15 protein-coding genes are annotated in these 14,645 nt (G+C 67.8%); 8 read left to right on the top strand and 7 right to left on the bottom strand.

The window, feature by feature from the left end:
- Positions 1-91 precede the first annotated feature (91 nt).
- Entirely contained in the window at positions 92-1,408 is a 1,317-nt protein-coding gene (locus tag EDF27_RS07095) for an MFS transporter (protein WP_123702193.1), read from the top strand.
- A gap of 10 nt (positions 1,409-1,418) precedes the next feature.
- On the opposite strand, the gene EDF27_RS20065 is transcribed toward EDF27_RS07095, so the two are convergent.
- Positions 1,419-2,000: a hypothetical protein gene (locus tag EDF27_RS20065; protein ID WP_243648833.1), complete on the bottom strand. Its 582-nt coding sequence runs from the start codon at positions 1,998-2,000 to the stop codon at positions 1,419-1,421.
- A gap of 342 nt (positions 2,001-2,342) precedes the next feature.
- Here EDF27_RS20065 and EDF27_RS20060 point away from each other — a divergent pair, with 342 nt between their 5' ends.
- From EDF27_RS20060 to EDF27_RS07070, 5 genes are all read left to right on the top strand, one after another.
- Entirely contained in the window at positions 2,343-2,783 is a 441-nt protein-coding gene (locus EDF27_RS20060) for a hypothetical protein (protein WP_243648832.1), read from the top strand.
- Between the two features lie 255 nt (positions 2,784-3,038).
- Positions 3,039-3,878 carry a class II fructose-bisphosphate aldolase gene (locus EDF27_RS07085; RefSeq protein WP_123293787.1) on the top strand — a complete coding sequence of 280 codons (840 nt, stop codon included), beginning with the start codon at positions 3,039-3,041 and terminating at the stop codon, positions 3,876-3,878.
- Positions 3,879-3,919: 41 nt separating this feature from the next.
- On the top strand, positions 3,920-5,365 hold the full coding sequence (locus tag EDF27_RS07080; protein WP_123702195.1) for an FGGY family carbohydrate kinase: 1,446 nt from the start codon (positions 3,920-3,922) through the stop codon (positions 5,363-5,365).
- Between the two features lie 50 nt (positions 5,366-5,415).
- On the top strand, positions 5,416-6,870 hold the full coding sequence (locus EDF27_RS07075) for an FGGY family carbohydrate kinase (RefSeq protein ID WP_123293789.1): 1,455 nt from the start codon (positions 5,416-5,418) through the stop codon (positions 6,868-6,870).
- 119 nt (positions 6,871-6,989) lie between these two features.
- Complete coding sequence (locus EDF27_RS07070) at positions 6,990-7,763, top strand: GntR family transcriptional regulator (RefSeq protein ID WP_123702197.1); 774 nt, start codon at positions 6,990-6,992, stop codon at positions 7,761-7,763.
- A 58-nt stretch (positions 7,764-7,821) separates the two neighbouring features.
- Here the strand turns inward: EDF27_RS07070 and EDF27_RS07065 are convergent, their stop codons facing one another.
- Positions 7,822-8,679, bottom strand: coding sequence for an enoyl-CoA hydratase/isomerase family protein (locus tag EDF27_RS07065; RefSeq protein WP_123293791.1), 858 nt, complete (start codon positions 8,677-8,679; stop codon positions 7,822-7,824).
- A 111-nt stretch (positions 8,680-8,790) separates the two neighbouring features.
- Here EDF27_RS07065 and EDF27_RS07060 point away from each other — a divergent pair, with 111 nt between their 5' ends.
- Positions 8,791-9,402, top strand: coding sequence for a TetR family transcriptional regulator (locus EDF27_RS07060; protein ID WP_123702201.1), 612 nt, complete (start codon positions 8,791-8,793; stop codon positions 9,400-9,402).
- A gap of 173 nt (positions 9,403-9,575) precedes the next feature.
- On the opposite strand, the gene EDF27_RS19625 is transcribed toward EDF27_RS07060, so the two are convergent.
- A complete protein-coding gene (locus EDF27_RS19625; protein WP_165931388.1) occupies positions 9,576-10,589 on the bottom strand; it encodes an amidase in 1,014 nt (337 codons plus the stop codon).
- A gap of 18 nt (positions 10,590-10,607) precedes the next feature.
- On the opposite strand from EDF27_RS19625, the gene EDF27_RS19620 reads away from it, so the two are divergent.
- Complete coding sequence (locus EDF27_RS19620) at positions 10,608-10,913, top strand: hypothetical protein (protein ID WP_165931387.1); 306 nt, start codon at positions 10,608-10,610, stop codon at positions 10,911-10,913.
- Positions 10,914-11,023: 110 nt separating this feature from the next.
- On the opposite strand, the gene EDF27_RS07050 is transcribed toward EDF27_RS19620, so the two are convergent.
- The 4 genes from EDF27_RS07050 to EDF27_RS07035 form a co-directional block, all read right to left on the bottom strand.
- Positions 11,024-12,178, bottom strand: coding sequence for a low temperature requirement protein A (locus EDF27_RS07050; protein ID WP_243698245.1), 1,155 nt, complete (start codon positions 12,176-12,178; stop codon positions 11,024-11,026).
- Positions 12,179-12,241: 63 nt separating this feature from the next.
- Positions 12,242-13,129: a phospholipase gene (locus EDF27_RS19915; protein WP_185017410.1), complete on the bottom strand. Its 888-nt coding sequence runs from the start codon at positions 13,127-13,129 to the stop codon at positions 12,242-12,244.
- Between the two features lie 253 nt (positions 13,130-13,382).
- Positions 13,383-13,838, bottom strand: coding sequence for a MarR family transcriptional regulator (locus EDF27_RS07040; protein WP_123655585.1), 456 nt, complete (start codon positions 13,836-13,838; stop codon positions 13,383-13,385).
- Positions 13,839-13,936: 98 nt separating this feature from the next.
- On the bottom strand, positions 13,937-14,587 hold the full coding sequence (locus EDF27_RS07035) for a GntR family transcriptional regulator (protein WP_123655584.1): 651 nt from the start codon (positions 14,585-14,587) through the stop codon (positions 13,937-13,939).
- Positions 14,588-14,645: the final 58 nt, after the last annotated feature.

The raw sequence follows: 14,645 nt of genomic DNA, 5'->3' as shown, positions 1-14,645 counted from the left end.
CGAGTCCGATCAACCGTGACTCGTCGGGGGCCGCGCCTCCGTGGTGTCCGGCGCGGCCCCCACCCCACATCCGTTCGAAGGAGAACGCGCGATGACCAACGAGTCCATGACCGCCAGCGCAGCAGTGCCGACGGGTCGAGGGCTCCTCGACCGGCTCGGCCTGCCCGCCCCACTCGCACTCGGGTTCATCGGCGTCCTGCTGTTCATGATCGGGGACGGAGTCGAGTCGAACTACCTGTCGCCGTTTCTCGTGGACACAGAAGGCTTCAGCGAGTCCGCTGCCGCGGTGACGATCAGCGCATACGGCATCTTCGTCACCATCGGATCGTGGCTTTCTGGCACCCTCTCCTCGGTCCTCGGCCCCCGCAAGGTGATGATCATCGGCGCCGTGACTTGGGTCGTGTTCGAGGCGCTGTTCCTGACCGTCGGCGTCGGTGCTGACGTGCACTGGGTGGCCGTCGTCGCGTACTCGATCCGCGGCATCGGGTACCCGTTCTTTGCCTACGCGTTCCTGGTGTGGATCAACACCGCGACCCGACCGGAGCAGCGCGGAAGCTCCGTGGGCTGGTTCTGGTTCGTATTCGGAGCTGGACTGCCAACGCTCGGATCGCTGCTGGCCAGTTGGACGATTCCGGTCATCGGTGAAGTCGGCACCTTCTGGCTTGCGACGGGCCTCGTGGTCCTCGGGGCGCTCACCGCCATCCTCGGCGTCCGAGACCGACAGCACGCCGGACCCGCGCACAACGGCGACAGCGCGATCGCTGAGCTTGCCAAGGGACTCACGATCATCTGGCGTCAGCCACGGGTGAGTCTCGGAGCACTCGTACGGCTCATCAACACGGCGCCGAACTTCGCGCTCTTCGTCGTCGCGCCGTTCTTCTTCACTGAACAGATCGGTTTCACGCAGTCTCAGTACCTGCAGATCGTGACGATCGTCTACACGGCGAACATCTTCGCCAACCTCTTCTTCGGAGTCCTCGGCGACCGGTTTGGGTGGCAACGCACGGTGCTTTGGTTCGGGTGTGTGATGAGCGCGGTCGGGGCCGCCTCGCTGTACATCGTGCCGGTGCTGGTTGGCCCGAACTTCTGGCTCACTGTCCTGTGCTGGGCGATTCTCGGAATTGGTCTGGCCGGCTTCGTACCTCTCACGGCCCTGGTCCCCTCGTTCGTCCCGGCGGAAGATCGCGGGAGCGCGCTCGCTGTGTACACGCTCGCGGCAGGCCTCTCGGCGTTCATCGGCCCGGTCCTTGTCGGTGTCCTCGGCGGAGCAGCAAACGTTCCCATCCTCATCGGCACCTTCGTGGCGATGTACGTCGTCGGGGCGCTGCTGTGTCTCGCGCTCCGAAGCGAGGAAGATCCCCGCAACCTCCGGATCGCGGCTGCGGACAGGCACGGTGACCTGCCCTAGGGACGGGGCATCACCGGGCGCTCTCGTGGCTGGTGTCGGCGCGCATCACGGTATCGGCGTCGACTACCCAGTCCAGCGCGGCCGCCGCGAGCATCGCTGCGCCGACGGCTGCGACTTCCGGCTCGTGCACGATCTGCATCCGCCGTCCGCTGACCTGTTCCTTGATCGCGAGCCAGCCGGGCGCACGTGACCATCCACCGGCCACGTACACGTGCCCTGGTGCGGGCATCAGCGCGGTGACTTCGTCGATCGCATCGGCGCCGACCCGCGCGAGGGCGCCGAGTACCGCCGCCGCCCTCGATGTCGCCTTCGCGGGAGCTCCGACGGAGTACTTCGGTCGGCCTCCGCCGCGATCGCCCGCGACGAACACGTCCGAGTCCACGTACCCGTCCGGCTTCCTTCGACCGCTCGCAATGAGTCGCAGTTCCGACGCAACCTCTGGGTCGAGCGACGCCCATTCGACGTTCCGGGTGAACTCCTCGACCGACAGGAGTGAGGTGCCGGTGTTCCGGATCCCGGGCGCGACGTCGACTCCTGTGGTTCGGTTCACCTGCTCCGGCGCCTGCGCCACGACGACTTCCGCGGTTCCCATGGAGTCGAGTACTGCTCCTTGGTCTAGCCGGTCCACTGCCCACCCGCCGATCGGATGGTCGTGGCCGCCAGCGATCGCGAGTGCGCCTGGGGCAAGCACTCCGGCCGCGTCCAAGCGCCTCGACAGGATCGGTCCGACGGCCTCACCTGCGGTGAGGACCTTCGGCAGGAGCGTCGGATCCCGCAGCGTGCTCTCCACTCGCGCCAGCACCCATGAGCGAGTTCTTCCGTCCCAGGCTGCGGTCCGCGCCGCGATCGAGTCGCTCATGAAGGCGGTGCCGGACCAAGCGCTGGCTGCGTAGTCAGTGAGTGATACCCAGCCTGCTGCGGATTCGAGCTGTCCTTGCTCACGGGCCCAGAGCCAACCGACGAGCGTTCTTGCGGCATCGTCGCCGACGCCGACTCCGTCAGCTGCAGCGAGCTGCGGGGCGACGGCGGTGAACAGCCTGGCTCGTCGTGGATCGAACCAGGCGAGCGCCGACGCCGTTGGGCGCAGTTGTGCGTCGACGGGGATGCCGTCCTCGCCGACACCGACGGCGCAGACCGCATGAACGGCGAACTCTGTCCCGCAGACCTCGAGGAGCATGTCCTCGATGAGCCGAAGCAATTGCTGCGCGTCGATGGACAGATCGGTGTCGTCGCGCGGGGTCTGTCGCTGGGCTCGGCTGACGACTCGACTGTCAGCACCCAGACCGACGACCTTCGTGTTGGTACTGCCGATGTCGACCCCGCAGACGATCGGACCCCGGTGTGCGCGCTTCACGAGCGTCATTCTGTCCCATGAGCGGGACCGCAACAGCCCGATGTGGACAATTCGCTGGACTGTACATATGGACTAGACAATCTGTACCAACCTGCCTACCATGGACGGGAACCCAGGCGGTTCGGCCGAGACGGATCTCCGTCGCAGCGACGCGATGACGCAATCATCCGCGCCGCCGCGTGCGCCCCTTGGAAGCCGCCGAGACCACCGAAGCGCTCCGAAAACACGGCGACTTGCACGTCGCGACGCCGTCGGTGCAGGCCGAAAGGAACCCTCTTGCCTCTTGTCAGCGGTATCGACGTCATCAACGAGTGCACTTCACGCGGGCTCGTCGCCGGCGCGTTCAACACCACGAACATCGAAACGACGATGGGGATCGTCGCAGCGATCGAGAAGGTCGGCGTTCCGACGTTCATCCAGGTCGCTCCGACCAACGCGGCGCTGTCAGGGTTCGAGTACATCTACGACATGGTCAGCCGCCGGTTGGCAGAGTGCGACGTCCCGGTGGCGCTGCACCTCGACCACGGGAAGTCGCTCGATGCTGTGAGGGATGCGCTTGCGGCGGACTTCACCTCGATCATGATCGACTACTCCGAGTACGACTACGACGAGAACGTGCGCGTCTCGAAGATCGCACGAGAGCTGACGCCGTCGTCGCTCGCTCTCGAAGCAGAGCTCGGCAGCATCGGCGGCAAGGAGGACGACGTCGCTCCCGAGTTCGCGGCACACACCGACCCCCAGCAGGCCGCCGAGTTCGTCGCCGCGACCGGGTGCGACATGCTCGCGGTATCGGTCGGGAACCAGCACGGGTACGTCCCGAACGCCGCGATCGACTTCGAGCTGCTCGCCGCCGTCCGCGACGCCAGCCCGGTCCCGCTCGTCATCCACGGCGGTTCCGGACTGCCCGATGAGCAGCTCGCGCAGCTACACGAGTACAACGTCGTGAAGGTCAACGTTGCCAGCGATCTCCGGAACGCGATGATCCGCTCGTTCGGCGAGGCCTACAACGCCAACCCGAAGGAGGCGTCGCTCATCCGAGTCTCCACGGACGCGGTCGCCGCCATCACCCACGTAGTCGAGAAGCGTATCCGCACGCTGAACCCATCCGTCGCCTGACCTGTCACCGCGTTCAGCGCCGAACCGAAGGACCTCACCCCGTGCTCCCTACCATCACGGTCGACATCGGCACGACCAGCATCAAGCTGTGCCTGTTCGACGACGTGGGCGGCGTCGTCGTCTCGACGAAGCACCCGACGCCGACGACCCGGGACGCTTGGGGAGAGGTCTACCAGGTGGAGGCGCTGCTGCAGCAGATCGCCGACTTCGTCCGCGGCCTCGACGATGCGGCACGACGTTCGGTGCGTCGCATCGCGATCGCCGGTGTGGGAGAGTCCGGCGGGCTGGTCCGCCCCGATGGGTCGTTGGCATCGCCGATGATCCTCTGGCACGACCACCGTGGAGCGGACTGGCTCGAGGACTTCGATGTCTTCAGCCGCGATCGCGTGTACGCGATCACTGGACTCCCGGTGAACCCGAACTACGGCATCTCGAAAGTGGCGTGGGCCGTGGACGACGCTGGCTCGGGGGCTGCTGATGCGCAGTGGTTGAACGTGGCGGAGTTCGTAGCGGCCGAACTGACCGGCGAACGATGGTCGGAGTTCTCCCTCGCCAGCAGGACGATGGCGCTCGATCTCGCGGCCAGGACGTGGTCGGCCGAGATGTGCGACTTCTTCGATCTGGACGTCAGCCGGTTCCCCGACCTCCGCACCGCTTCCGAAGGCACGACGCTCTCGCCCGTTCGGGCCGCGGAGCTCAGACTGGACACCTCTGTCATGGTCCACGTCGCCGGCCACGATCACATGGTCGGTGCCGTCGGCGCCGACCTTGAACACAACGAGCTGCTGAATTCGACCGGGACGACCGAGGGCTTGCTGTTCCTGACCGACGCACCGACTCTCGGTCCGGCAGCAGGACGCGCGAAGCTCGCGAACGGAATCTCTTGCACCGGGTCCGACTACACGCTGTTCGCCTCGATCCCGACTGGTGGCTCGGCGTTCGCGACGTTGCAGGGACTGCTCGGTCGTTCCGCATCGGAACTCGCTGACAGCATCTCCGGCATCCACCAGGAGTACGTCGCCGGCGACGTGGCGCTCGACCGCGTGCCCGTGATCCTCCCGCAGTTCCGCGGGAGCCCCCCGCCGACGAAGAACGCTCGAACACGCGGCGCGATCGCCGGGCTGCAGACCGACACGACCGCCAACGAACTCATCCTGGGCTGCTTCCTCGGGATGGCACTGCAGTTCTCCGACGTGCTCGACCTCTTCCCAGTCACGGCGAGCCGCGTGAAGGTGATCGGGCCCGCAGGCGGGAACCCGCTCTGGCAGCAGCTGAAGGCGGACCTCCTCGGCACACCGCTCACAGCCTCCCGATTCCCGGAGGTCGTCTCCCGCGGCGCGCAAGCCCTCGCCTCCGACCAGCGGCTCAGTTGGCAGGACAGCGATCCGGAAGATGTGGACGTCGACACGGCTCGACGCGAGGCACTCGCTCAATGGCGAGCAACGATCCAACCCCAGTGGGACTACCTCAAGGGTCTCCCCGCATGAGGCTGTTCGAACCGTCTGAGACAACTTCCGTAACCCAAAGGAGGTCGACGATGCTGATCGCAGGGATCGACTCATCCACGCAGATGTGCAAGGTCACTGTTCGAGACGCCGCGACCGGCAACCGTGTGCGGGAAGGGAAGGCGTCACACCCGTCCGGCACGATCGTCCACCCGGATCGGTGGTGGCAGGCGCTGCTCACAGCGGTTGAGCGTGCAGGCGGACTCGAAGACGTGCAAGCGATCGCGGTGAGCGGTCAACAGCACACTCCGGTCTTCCTCGACGAGGACGGCGAGGTCGTCTGCGATTCACCGCTCTGGAACGACACCGGTTCCCACGGCCAGATGGTCAGCCTGAACGAGGAACTCGGTCGAGACACGTGGATCCGCCGAACGGGCCTACCGCTCACGCTCTCGGACACCGTCGTGAAGCTCCGCTGGCTGCGAGACACGGACCCGGCGGCAGCCGAGCGAACTGCCGCGGTGGCGATCGTCCCCGACTGGCTCACCTGGCGCCTCCTGGGGTACGGAAGCGGGCACGGCGGCCTGGATGCTCTCGTCACCGACCGATCGGACGCCGCGGCAACCGCGTACTGGTCGCCGGAGACCGGTGAGTACTGCATGGACCTCGTCGAGCATGCGTTCGGCAAGACCGTGACCCTTCCGAAGATCCTCGGACCGCTCGACCGCGCCGGTGTGACCGGTGGAGGTATCCCCGGCATCCCCGCAGGAATCGTCGTGGGCGCTGGCAGCGGTGACAACGGAGCCGCAGCCCTCGCGCTCGACGTCAGCGCCGGCGACACCGTGCTCTCTCTCGGAACCTCCGGGGTCGTCTACACGCAGTCCGAAACGCCGATCCACGACTACGCCGGATACGTCTGCAACTACGCGGACGCCACTGGCAAGTTCCAACCGCTCGTTGCGACACTGAACGCCGGCCGGAACTTCGAACTCGGCGCCGCACTGCTCGGCTGCTCGTTCGACGAACTCTCGGACCTTGCGCTCTCTGCCCCGGCAGGTGCGAACGGTCTAACCCTGTTGCCGTACTTCGAAGGAGAGCGGACTCCGGATCTGCCCCACGCGAGAGCCTCACTGCATCAAGCGTCCCTGACCAACTTCAACCGTCCGAACTTCGCGCGGGCCATCATCGAAGGAACCCTTGCGAGCCAGGTCGAGATGCTCGAAGCGTTGGAGCGGTGTGGCATCGTCACGGAACGCGTCGTCCTCATCGGTGGTGCTGCGCAAAGTGAGGCGGTTCAGCACATCCTGACGCAGATGGTCGACGTACCTGTTGTCGTCCCCGATCCCGAGGAGTACGTCGCCAAGGGGGCGGCGATGCAGGCGCTTGCTGCGCTGCAAGGGGCGTTCCCGGTCTGGTCGACGAACGGCGACGAACTCGCCCCGCTGCGAACCGAAACGCAGATCTCGCAGCAGCATGACGCTGCGAAGGTGGCGATGGGGTACTTCGAGAAGACGGCGGCGCGATCCTCGCAACCTGCAGTCCAATAGCTGAGATCGGTCGGGAGCGGAGCACCGTGCGGTGGCTGTACGGGTTGTCCGTATGAGATGGTCATACCGTCTACGTGGTGGTGTCATGCCGCCCCGGGTGCGATGCGAGGAGAGCCAGGATGAGCGAGCAACAGGCCATTGACCGGCAGTCGCCTGTGCCGTACTACGAACAGCTCGCTGATGTGCTCCAGGTCCGCGTGGAGAACGGGGCGATCGCTGTGGGGGACCGTTTGCCGAGCGAACTGGACCTCTCCGCTGAGTACGGAATCGCCCGCGCGACCGTCCGGCAGGCCCTGCAGCTCCTTGAGAGTCGAGGACTAGCCCAGCGTGTCCCGAATCGAGGTGTCTTCGCGTCGCGGCCGTCGTCCGACCGTGGATGGATGATCCAGAACACCGAAGGGTTCCTTGAGAACGCGGTCGGACGACAGAACCGCGCCGTGACCACCACCGTCCTGCGATCGGGGAGAGCGAAGCTGCCGGACTTCGTCGCCGCCTTGCTCGAAGTCGCGGTCGGAGTCGAGGGATTCGAACTCGTCCGCCTTCGCCACCTGGACGGTGTCCCTGCCGTGTACAGCGTCAACTACAGTCCGCCAAGCGTCGCCCCGATCGTCGGCGATTCGGAAGCCGTGCTCAACGGAACTGGGTCCCTCTCCGAGCTGCTGACGCGTGCCGGCTACCCACTCCGCGGCGCGCACCGCACGATCCGTGCGCGGGCCGCGACTGCTGAAGTCGCTGAAGCTCTGGAAATCGTGCGCGGCGAGCCGGTCATCTGCGTGCAATCCACGTCCTGGACGAAGAACGAAGAACGCTTCGACGTGTACGAGACATGGGTGCGAACCGACGTCGTCCCGCTCGAGGTGAACGTCAGCTCGGTCGACATCCCCGGCCATTGAGCTGTGAACGGTGACTGCTGGGCGCCGGTCTCGCATGGAGAAGCCGGCGCCCAAGCCGTCAGATCTCGCTGATCAGTGCCTCGAGGCGGAGTTCGCCGGCACGGGTCTGCATGCCGGCGTCGAGGAGCCGGTGAGCAAGCTCTGCCGCGTCGGCGGTGAACAACGGACCGAGAAGCGCATTCTCCGTTGCGAGGCCTCCTCGCGTCACTCCGCTCGGAACCGTGTTCACCGCCTCCTTGACGGCGAAGACGACTTCGGGCCTCAGCTCACCGATCCGACGTGCCAGTGAACCGACGTACTCATCGATCTCGTCCGCCGGCAGAGCCCGGTTCACCAGCCCGTAGCGCTCGGCGAGTTCGGCATCGACGAGCTGGGCGCCGAGGAGGATCTCGAGGGAACGAGCCCTGCCGACGAGCGAGGTCAAGTACTGCGTCCCTCCGCCACCGGCCATGATGCCCATGAGCACCTCGGGCTGGGCTTGACCGGCTTTACCGATGGCGGCAAAGCGCATGTCCAACGCCATGAGGAATTCGTTGCCACCGCCGCGGGCGAGGCCGGTCAGCTTCCCGATCGTGATCTGAGGGAGAGAGCGCACTTCCTCGTGGACAACTTGCATGAGGTTCATGTCCGCAGGAAACTCCGCATCCGGATTCGCCGCCATCGTTGCCGCGCCGGCGGCTGCCATCACCTCGGGTTCTGTGATGAACCGAGTGTCGCCGTGCGCCACGAAGATGTCGGGATCAGCGCTGTCGAAGACGATCACGCGGACGGCTTCGTCGCCACGCACCTGCGAGACGAACCGGCGCAGCGATGGTAGGAGAGTCCCGTCAGAGAGGTTCAAGGGGGGATTGTCGATGGTGACATGGGCGACCCCATCAGCTACCGAGATGTGCAGGGCGGGCAGGTCGTAGGTCATGGGTGTTCTCTCCGTATCGCGTGAACATCAGCGCCTTGTTTGACACTGAGTGTCACTGTAGACGCAAGAATTCGTACCTGCAACTGAAGTCAAGGCTCGTAGGATGGTCGGATGCACGGGACCAGTACGCGAGCGATCGGGCGTGCCGCCGTTCGCAACGAACTCGGTGCCGTCGGTCTGCGGAAATTCCTCGAGTCGGGTTTCGACGCAATCACCTTCGACGACCTCGCGAGAGAAGCAGGTGTCTCACGCAGCACCTTCTTGCGCTACTTCGGCAGCAAAGAGGACGTGGTCTTGCACGTCTTCGACACCGTTGGCGACCAGATGGCCGCGGTTCTCGATACCCAGCCGTTGACCGAGGACGCCTGGTCGGCGCTCCGCGCCGCGGTTGCTCCGGCAGTGGATCTGCTGCAAGATGCGGCGGACGGCCTCGACAGGATCCGGCTCGTCTGGTCCACCCCCGCGCTCTGGGCACGCCTTCACGAGAAGCAGGCAAGTTGGCGCCCAGAACTCGTTGACCTCCTGCTCAAACGCGAGCCCCGGGTCGGGACGCCGATCATCGCGGTGCGCACGCGAGTGATGGCTGCTGTCGGCTGCCTGATGGTGGCCTACGACGGTTGGGTCGAGGACAACGGCATCTCGCCGCTGGATGAGCTGACAGACTCTGCGTTCGCTGCGCTGACGCAATCGGGTGGCCTCGGCCGTCCGAGCACAGACACTTGACGTCCAACGTTGAACCGGCCGAGTTCGGCGGTCATCGGCACGGTGACGAGTGGTCAGCCACGACACTGTTTCCTCGCGGTCGATGGGCTCCCGCCTGAGCGTGCGGAGGCTGCGACTCGACCTCTGGCATGCGGTGCGCAGATGCTCGCGAGCACAGGCTGGCATGCGGGCGGTCAAGGAAGCTGTGGTCGCAGCAGGTGATGCGACGTGATCGCCTGATACCCGTTCCCGGCTGCGAGTGCTCGCGTCTCGTCGAACGCTCGGGAGGAGAGGAGCATCCCGAACGGGAGTCCGTCCCGGTCGAGCCCGATCGGAACGCTGAGTCCGGGGAGGCCCGCCATACTGCCGATCGCTGTGTACCGCATGTTCCCGGCCGTGAGTGACGCCGGCCCCCCGTCGAGTTCGACGCTCTCCGCGCCGTGCGGCAGCGCCGTGAACGGCAGGGTCGGTGTCACGAGGACGTCAACGTCGCGCATCGCCTCGAGCAGCCCGTCGCGGAACCACGCTCGGAAACGCTGCGCCTGCACGTACTCGACGCCGGAGTAGCGGAGCCCGATCTCCAGATGCGTCCGGACGTCGTCGCCGTAGTCGTCCGGCCTGGTGCGCAGGAGGTCGAGGTGCATCGCGCTCGGCTCCACAGCGTCGACCACGAGTTGCGCATCCACGAGCTCGTCCACACCGGGCACGTGGATCTCGGTGACCACCGCGCCAGCGGCGACGAGCGCGTCGAGCGCGTCGAGCGCGGCGCGCACGCTGGCGGTGACATCGGGTTGGTTGCCGACGAGCGCGTAGTCGGCGATCACACCGACCCGGAGGCTGCGCAGGTGGGTGGCGGGGTCGACGGCCTGGAGGCTCGGCGCGGTCGGGTGGACCGGCTCGCGTCGCGTGGTCCGGTCGCGCTGGTCCCACCCCGCGATCGCGTCGTGCACGACGGCGGTGTCCGCAGCAGTCCGGGCAAGCGGCCCGACGGTGTCCATGGTCCACGCGAGTGGGACGACACCGGCGTTGCTGACCCGACCGATGGTGGGACGCAACCCGCTGACGCCGTTGACCGACGCGGGGAGCCGCACCGAGCCTCCCGTGTCCGTCCCGAGTGCCGCGACGACCATGTCGGCCGCGACCGCGATGCCGGACCCGCCGGAGGACCCGGCGGGGACCCGAACGGACAGCGCCGACAGCACCGACACCACCGGGGAGGCGGGCGCATGAGCGACGTCGAGCAGGTACCAGCACTCGTCGCGGTCGAGGCGGCCGTCCTCGCGGTCCCCGGCGTCGCCGAGGTCTACCGGGCCCGTCCGACGCTGCAGAGCACCGTCGCGGCGGTCCGGCACGCCACGGAAGCGGCGCGAGTCGTCCTCGACGGCGACGTCCTCCGCGTCGTCATCGGGACCGACGGCGTGCTGCCGGCTCCACAGGTCGCGCGGGCGGTGCACCACGTGGTGCTCGCCCAGTGTGCGGAGCACGGCGTGACGCTGGCGCGCGTCGACGTCCGCATCGCGCGCGTCGGCTGACCGCCGCTCCGCGGGCCCGCACGTCGTCGATCCCGCGTCGGGAGCGCTGACCGGCGGCCACGGCGCCGGACGGGAGGCTCGTGGCGGCGCCGCCACGAGCCTCCCGTCCGTCAGCGGGTGGGCCGCAGGGCCGCGACCTCCAGGACCACGACGATCGCCGCGACCAGCAGGGCGGTCGCCACGAGTGAGACCTCCGGCACCGCGATGCTCGCGAGGATCGCGAGCGTCAGCACCACGACCACGACGTTCGAGCGGACCGACAGCGACGGCCGGAGCGCGAGCGCCCAGATCGACGCGACGAACAGCGCGACCGGCACCGCGATCGTGGCGGCGACGGACGCGTGGGACAGGTCCGCCTCGCCCGCGTCGGCGCTGACGGCGACCTCGATCCCGGCGGGCAGCGCCGCGGCGGCCGCGAACACGAAGTAGTGGCCGTAGCCGAAGACCAGCGCGCTCCGCAGCCCGCGGATGTGCTCGTGCTGCTCGCGGGAGAAGTAGATCCACCACAGCCCGGCGACGATCACGAGCCCGCCGGCGGCGAGGACGAGCAACGGTCCGAGGTGCTCGGCGTCCCGGAGCCCGTCGATGACGGCGCTCGCGGACGCGACGAGTCCCTCACCGAGGACGATGAGCGTGAACAGGGCGTAGCGCTCGGCGATGTGGTGCCGGTGCCACGGCGTCGTCTCGGCGCGCGACTCGGCCCAGATCGGGATGAGGACCTCGAAGAACACGAGCACCGGCGCGACGAACAGCTGCGCGTGCGCGGGCAGGAGCAGCATCGCGACCCAGAACACCTGGACCACGGTGATGCCGACCACGTAGTGCAGCGCGGTCGACCGGTAGCGCGCGGAGGACACGGCGACGCGGATCCACTGGCCGACGAGCGCCAGCCGCATCACGACGTACCCGACGACCACGATGGTGAACGATCCGTCCTGCATCGCGGGACCGACGCCCGCGGCGAGCACGAGCACGCCCGCCATCTGCACGAACGTCATCACGCGGTAGAGCCAGTCGTCGATGTCGAACGACGTGGCGAACCACGAGAAGTTCAGCCAGGCCCACCAGATCGAGAAGAACACCATCGCGAACGACAGGATCGCCGAGCTGACGTGCCCCTCGGTCTCGATCTCGTGCAGGTTCGTCGCGGCGAACCCGACCGCGACGACGAAGACCAGGTCGAAGAGCAGCTCGAGGGGACTCGCGGCGCGGTGCCCCTCGGCGGGGTCGCGCGGTCCCATGCGGCGGAGTCCGATCGTCGTCACTGTGCATGACTACACGAGAACGGGGCCCCTGGGGAAACCCAGGAGCCCCGTCGTGGTGCGTGCTCAGTAGAAGTTGGTCGCCTGCGAGTGCGCCCATGCCGAGCACGGGGTGCCGTACGCGTCCTTGATGTACTTGAGTCCCCAGGTCACCTGGGTGGTCGCGTTGGTCTGCCAGTCGGATGCGATCGTCGCCATCTTCGACCCGGGGAGTGCCTGCGGGATGCCGGTCGCGCCCGAGGCGTTGTACGCCTGGTAGTCCCAGCCGGACTCCTTGGTCCAGAGGCTGTCGAGGCACTGGAACTGGTCGGAGCCCCAGCCGTACTGCGACGACGCCAGGGAGCTGGCGGTGGCCTTCGCGGCGGCGGGGGTGTTCGCGGCCGCCTGGGCCTTCGCCTTCGCGGCTGCTGCCGCTGCGGCCTTCGCGGCCTCGGCCTGCGCCTTGGCTGCTGCGTCCGCCTTCGCCTTGGCGGCTGCGGCGGCTGCCGCGGCTGCGTCGGCGTCGTGCTTGTCCTGGTCGGCGCTCGCCTGGGCGACGTCCTGCGTGGTGTCGACGGTCGACTCGATGCGGGCGCTGAGCGCGCCGCCGGAGAGCTTCGTGTAGTCGGACAGCGAGGTGATCCGCTGCTCGAGGGCCGTCGTGTCGGTCTTGTCGTTCGCGGTCGCGACGATGGTCTTCGCGGTCTCGATCGTCGCGGCTGCCTGCGCCCGGTCGAGCGCGGTGCCGTTGAGCCCGGGGGTCGGGGTGGCGGTCGGCATGCCGATGGCCTCACCGATCGCGGGCTGCGTGCCGACGGTCAGTGCGCCCCCGGCGATCGCGAGCACCGCGGCACCGCCGGCGATGAGCACGCCGCGCTTCCGGAGTGCACGGCGCATCCGGCGGCCGGGGGTGTCCAGGGCCGCGCGGCGCGTGCTGTTGGTGGTGGTGGGGAGGTCGGAGTTGTGTCCTGTCATCGATTCCGGTTGTCGGGCGGTTCGTTCGGGCGCGCTGCGTCATCGCGAGGGGGCACGGGTGAGCCGGGGGAGACCGGACGGTGGTGTGGGGCCCGTCCGTCGCCGGTGCGCAGCCGTGTGGGGCGGCCGCCGCGGTGGCGAAGCGGCAACGATGACGACCGTCCCTGGACAGGTCGTGCACGAACACTGGCAGAACCGTCCGTCCACCCCCTCCCGGAGTGTCGGTAACGGTTCGGTAACGGCTCGTCTGGCGCTACGAGCTGGGGTTCTCCTGAGAGGGGTGGCCCTGCGCCACGCGTTCGAGTGCGTCGAGGGCCCCGGCGATGGCCACGACGTCCTCGGTCGGGAGCTCGGCGATGAGCTCGGCGACGATCCCGGTGCGCTGGGAGCGTGCCTGCTCGACGGCCGCGATTCCCTCTGGCGTGGCGCTCACCATGAAGGCCCGCCCGTCACGCGGATCGGCTTCACGCGCGATGAAGCCGCGCTGCTCGAGCTCCGTCAGGATGCGGGTCATCGTGGGTTTCGTCACCACTTCGAGGCGGGAGAGGTCACCCGGTCGCAGGGGCCCTTCGCGCTGGATCGTCGCGAGCGCCGACACGATCCCGTAGCCGAGGGAGGCCGAGTCGGTGCGGGCGCGCCGGTTGATCCGACCCACCGCGGCTGCCAGGCGCGCGGCGATCTCGGTGCGGTCCGTCTGCCGAGGGCTCATCTGCTGCTTTCGGGATCGGGTTCGTGCGGTCGTGGCGATCGTAGCGGGACGGTTCCTGTACCGATGCTCAGTGCAACAGGCAGGAACTCATCGTCGGGTCAGTGCTTCTCGCCCGGGAGCTGGTGGATCGCCTCGGTCGCGAGCTCCGCCGCGACGTTGTCACCGTGCTCCGTCGCGCTCCGGAGCCGCTTGAAGTCCGCGGTCATCTGGTCCCAGTCGACGAGCTCGTCGAGGTTCGGCAGGCGCAGCCGGAACGCCAGACCGTCCATCGTGTCGGCGCACACCCGGCGCAGGTTGTCGTTGCCGCACTCGTCGACGTACAGCGCGAAGACCCCGAGGGCGTCCTTGTTCACGCCGCCGATGTCGTGCGACTCGAACTCCTTGATGGTCTTGTCGAGCGCCGACAGGATCTTCTTCCGCGCCGGCGCCCCGAGGCGGGGCACCGCGAGGCGGACGACGCCGCCGAAGAGCACGCCGAGGGTCTGGAGCGCCTCGATCACCTCGGTCGGCTGGGGCGTGGTGACCCGGGTGTACCGGTTCGGCGCCATCTCGATCAGGCCCGCGCGGGCGAGCTGGCTGAGGGCCTCGCGGATGGGGGTGCGGGAGACGCCGAGCCAGGCGATCAGTTCCTCGTCGTTGAGGCGCTCGCCGGGTTCCAGGGTGCCGTCCATGATCGCCTCGTGGATCTTCTGGCGGACGGTGTCGCGGAGCAGCTGGTGTTCGGTCGGGGCGCTGCTGGGGACCGGCATGTCGTTTCCTTCGAGATCAGGGGGTCCGACGGTCCGACGGAACGGTCGGTGCGGACGC

The organism is Curtobacterium sp. PhB136, from assembly GCF_004346855.1.
Lineage (GTDB): Bacteria > Actinomycetota > Actinomycetes > Actinomycetales > Microbacteriaceae > Curtobacterium.
This window is presented reverse-complemented; position numbering and strand designations above follow the sequence as displayed.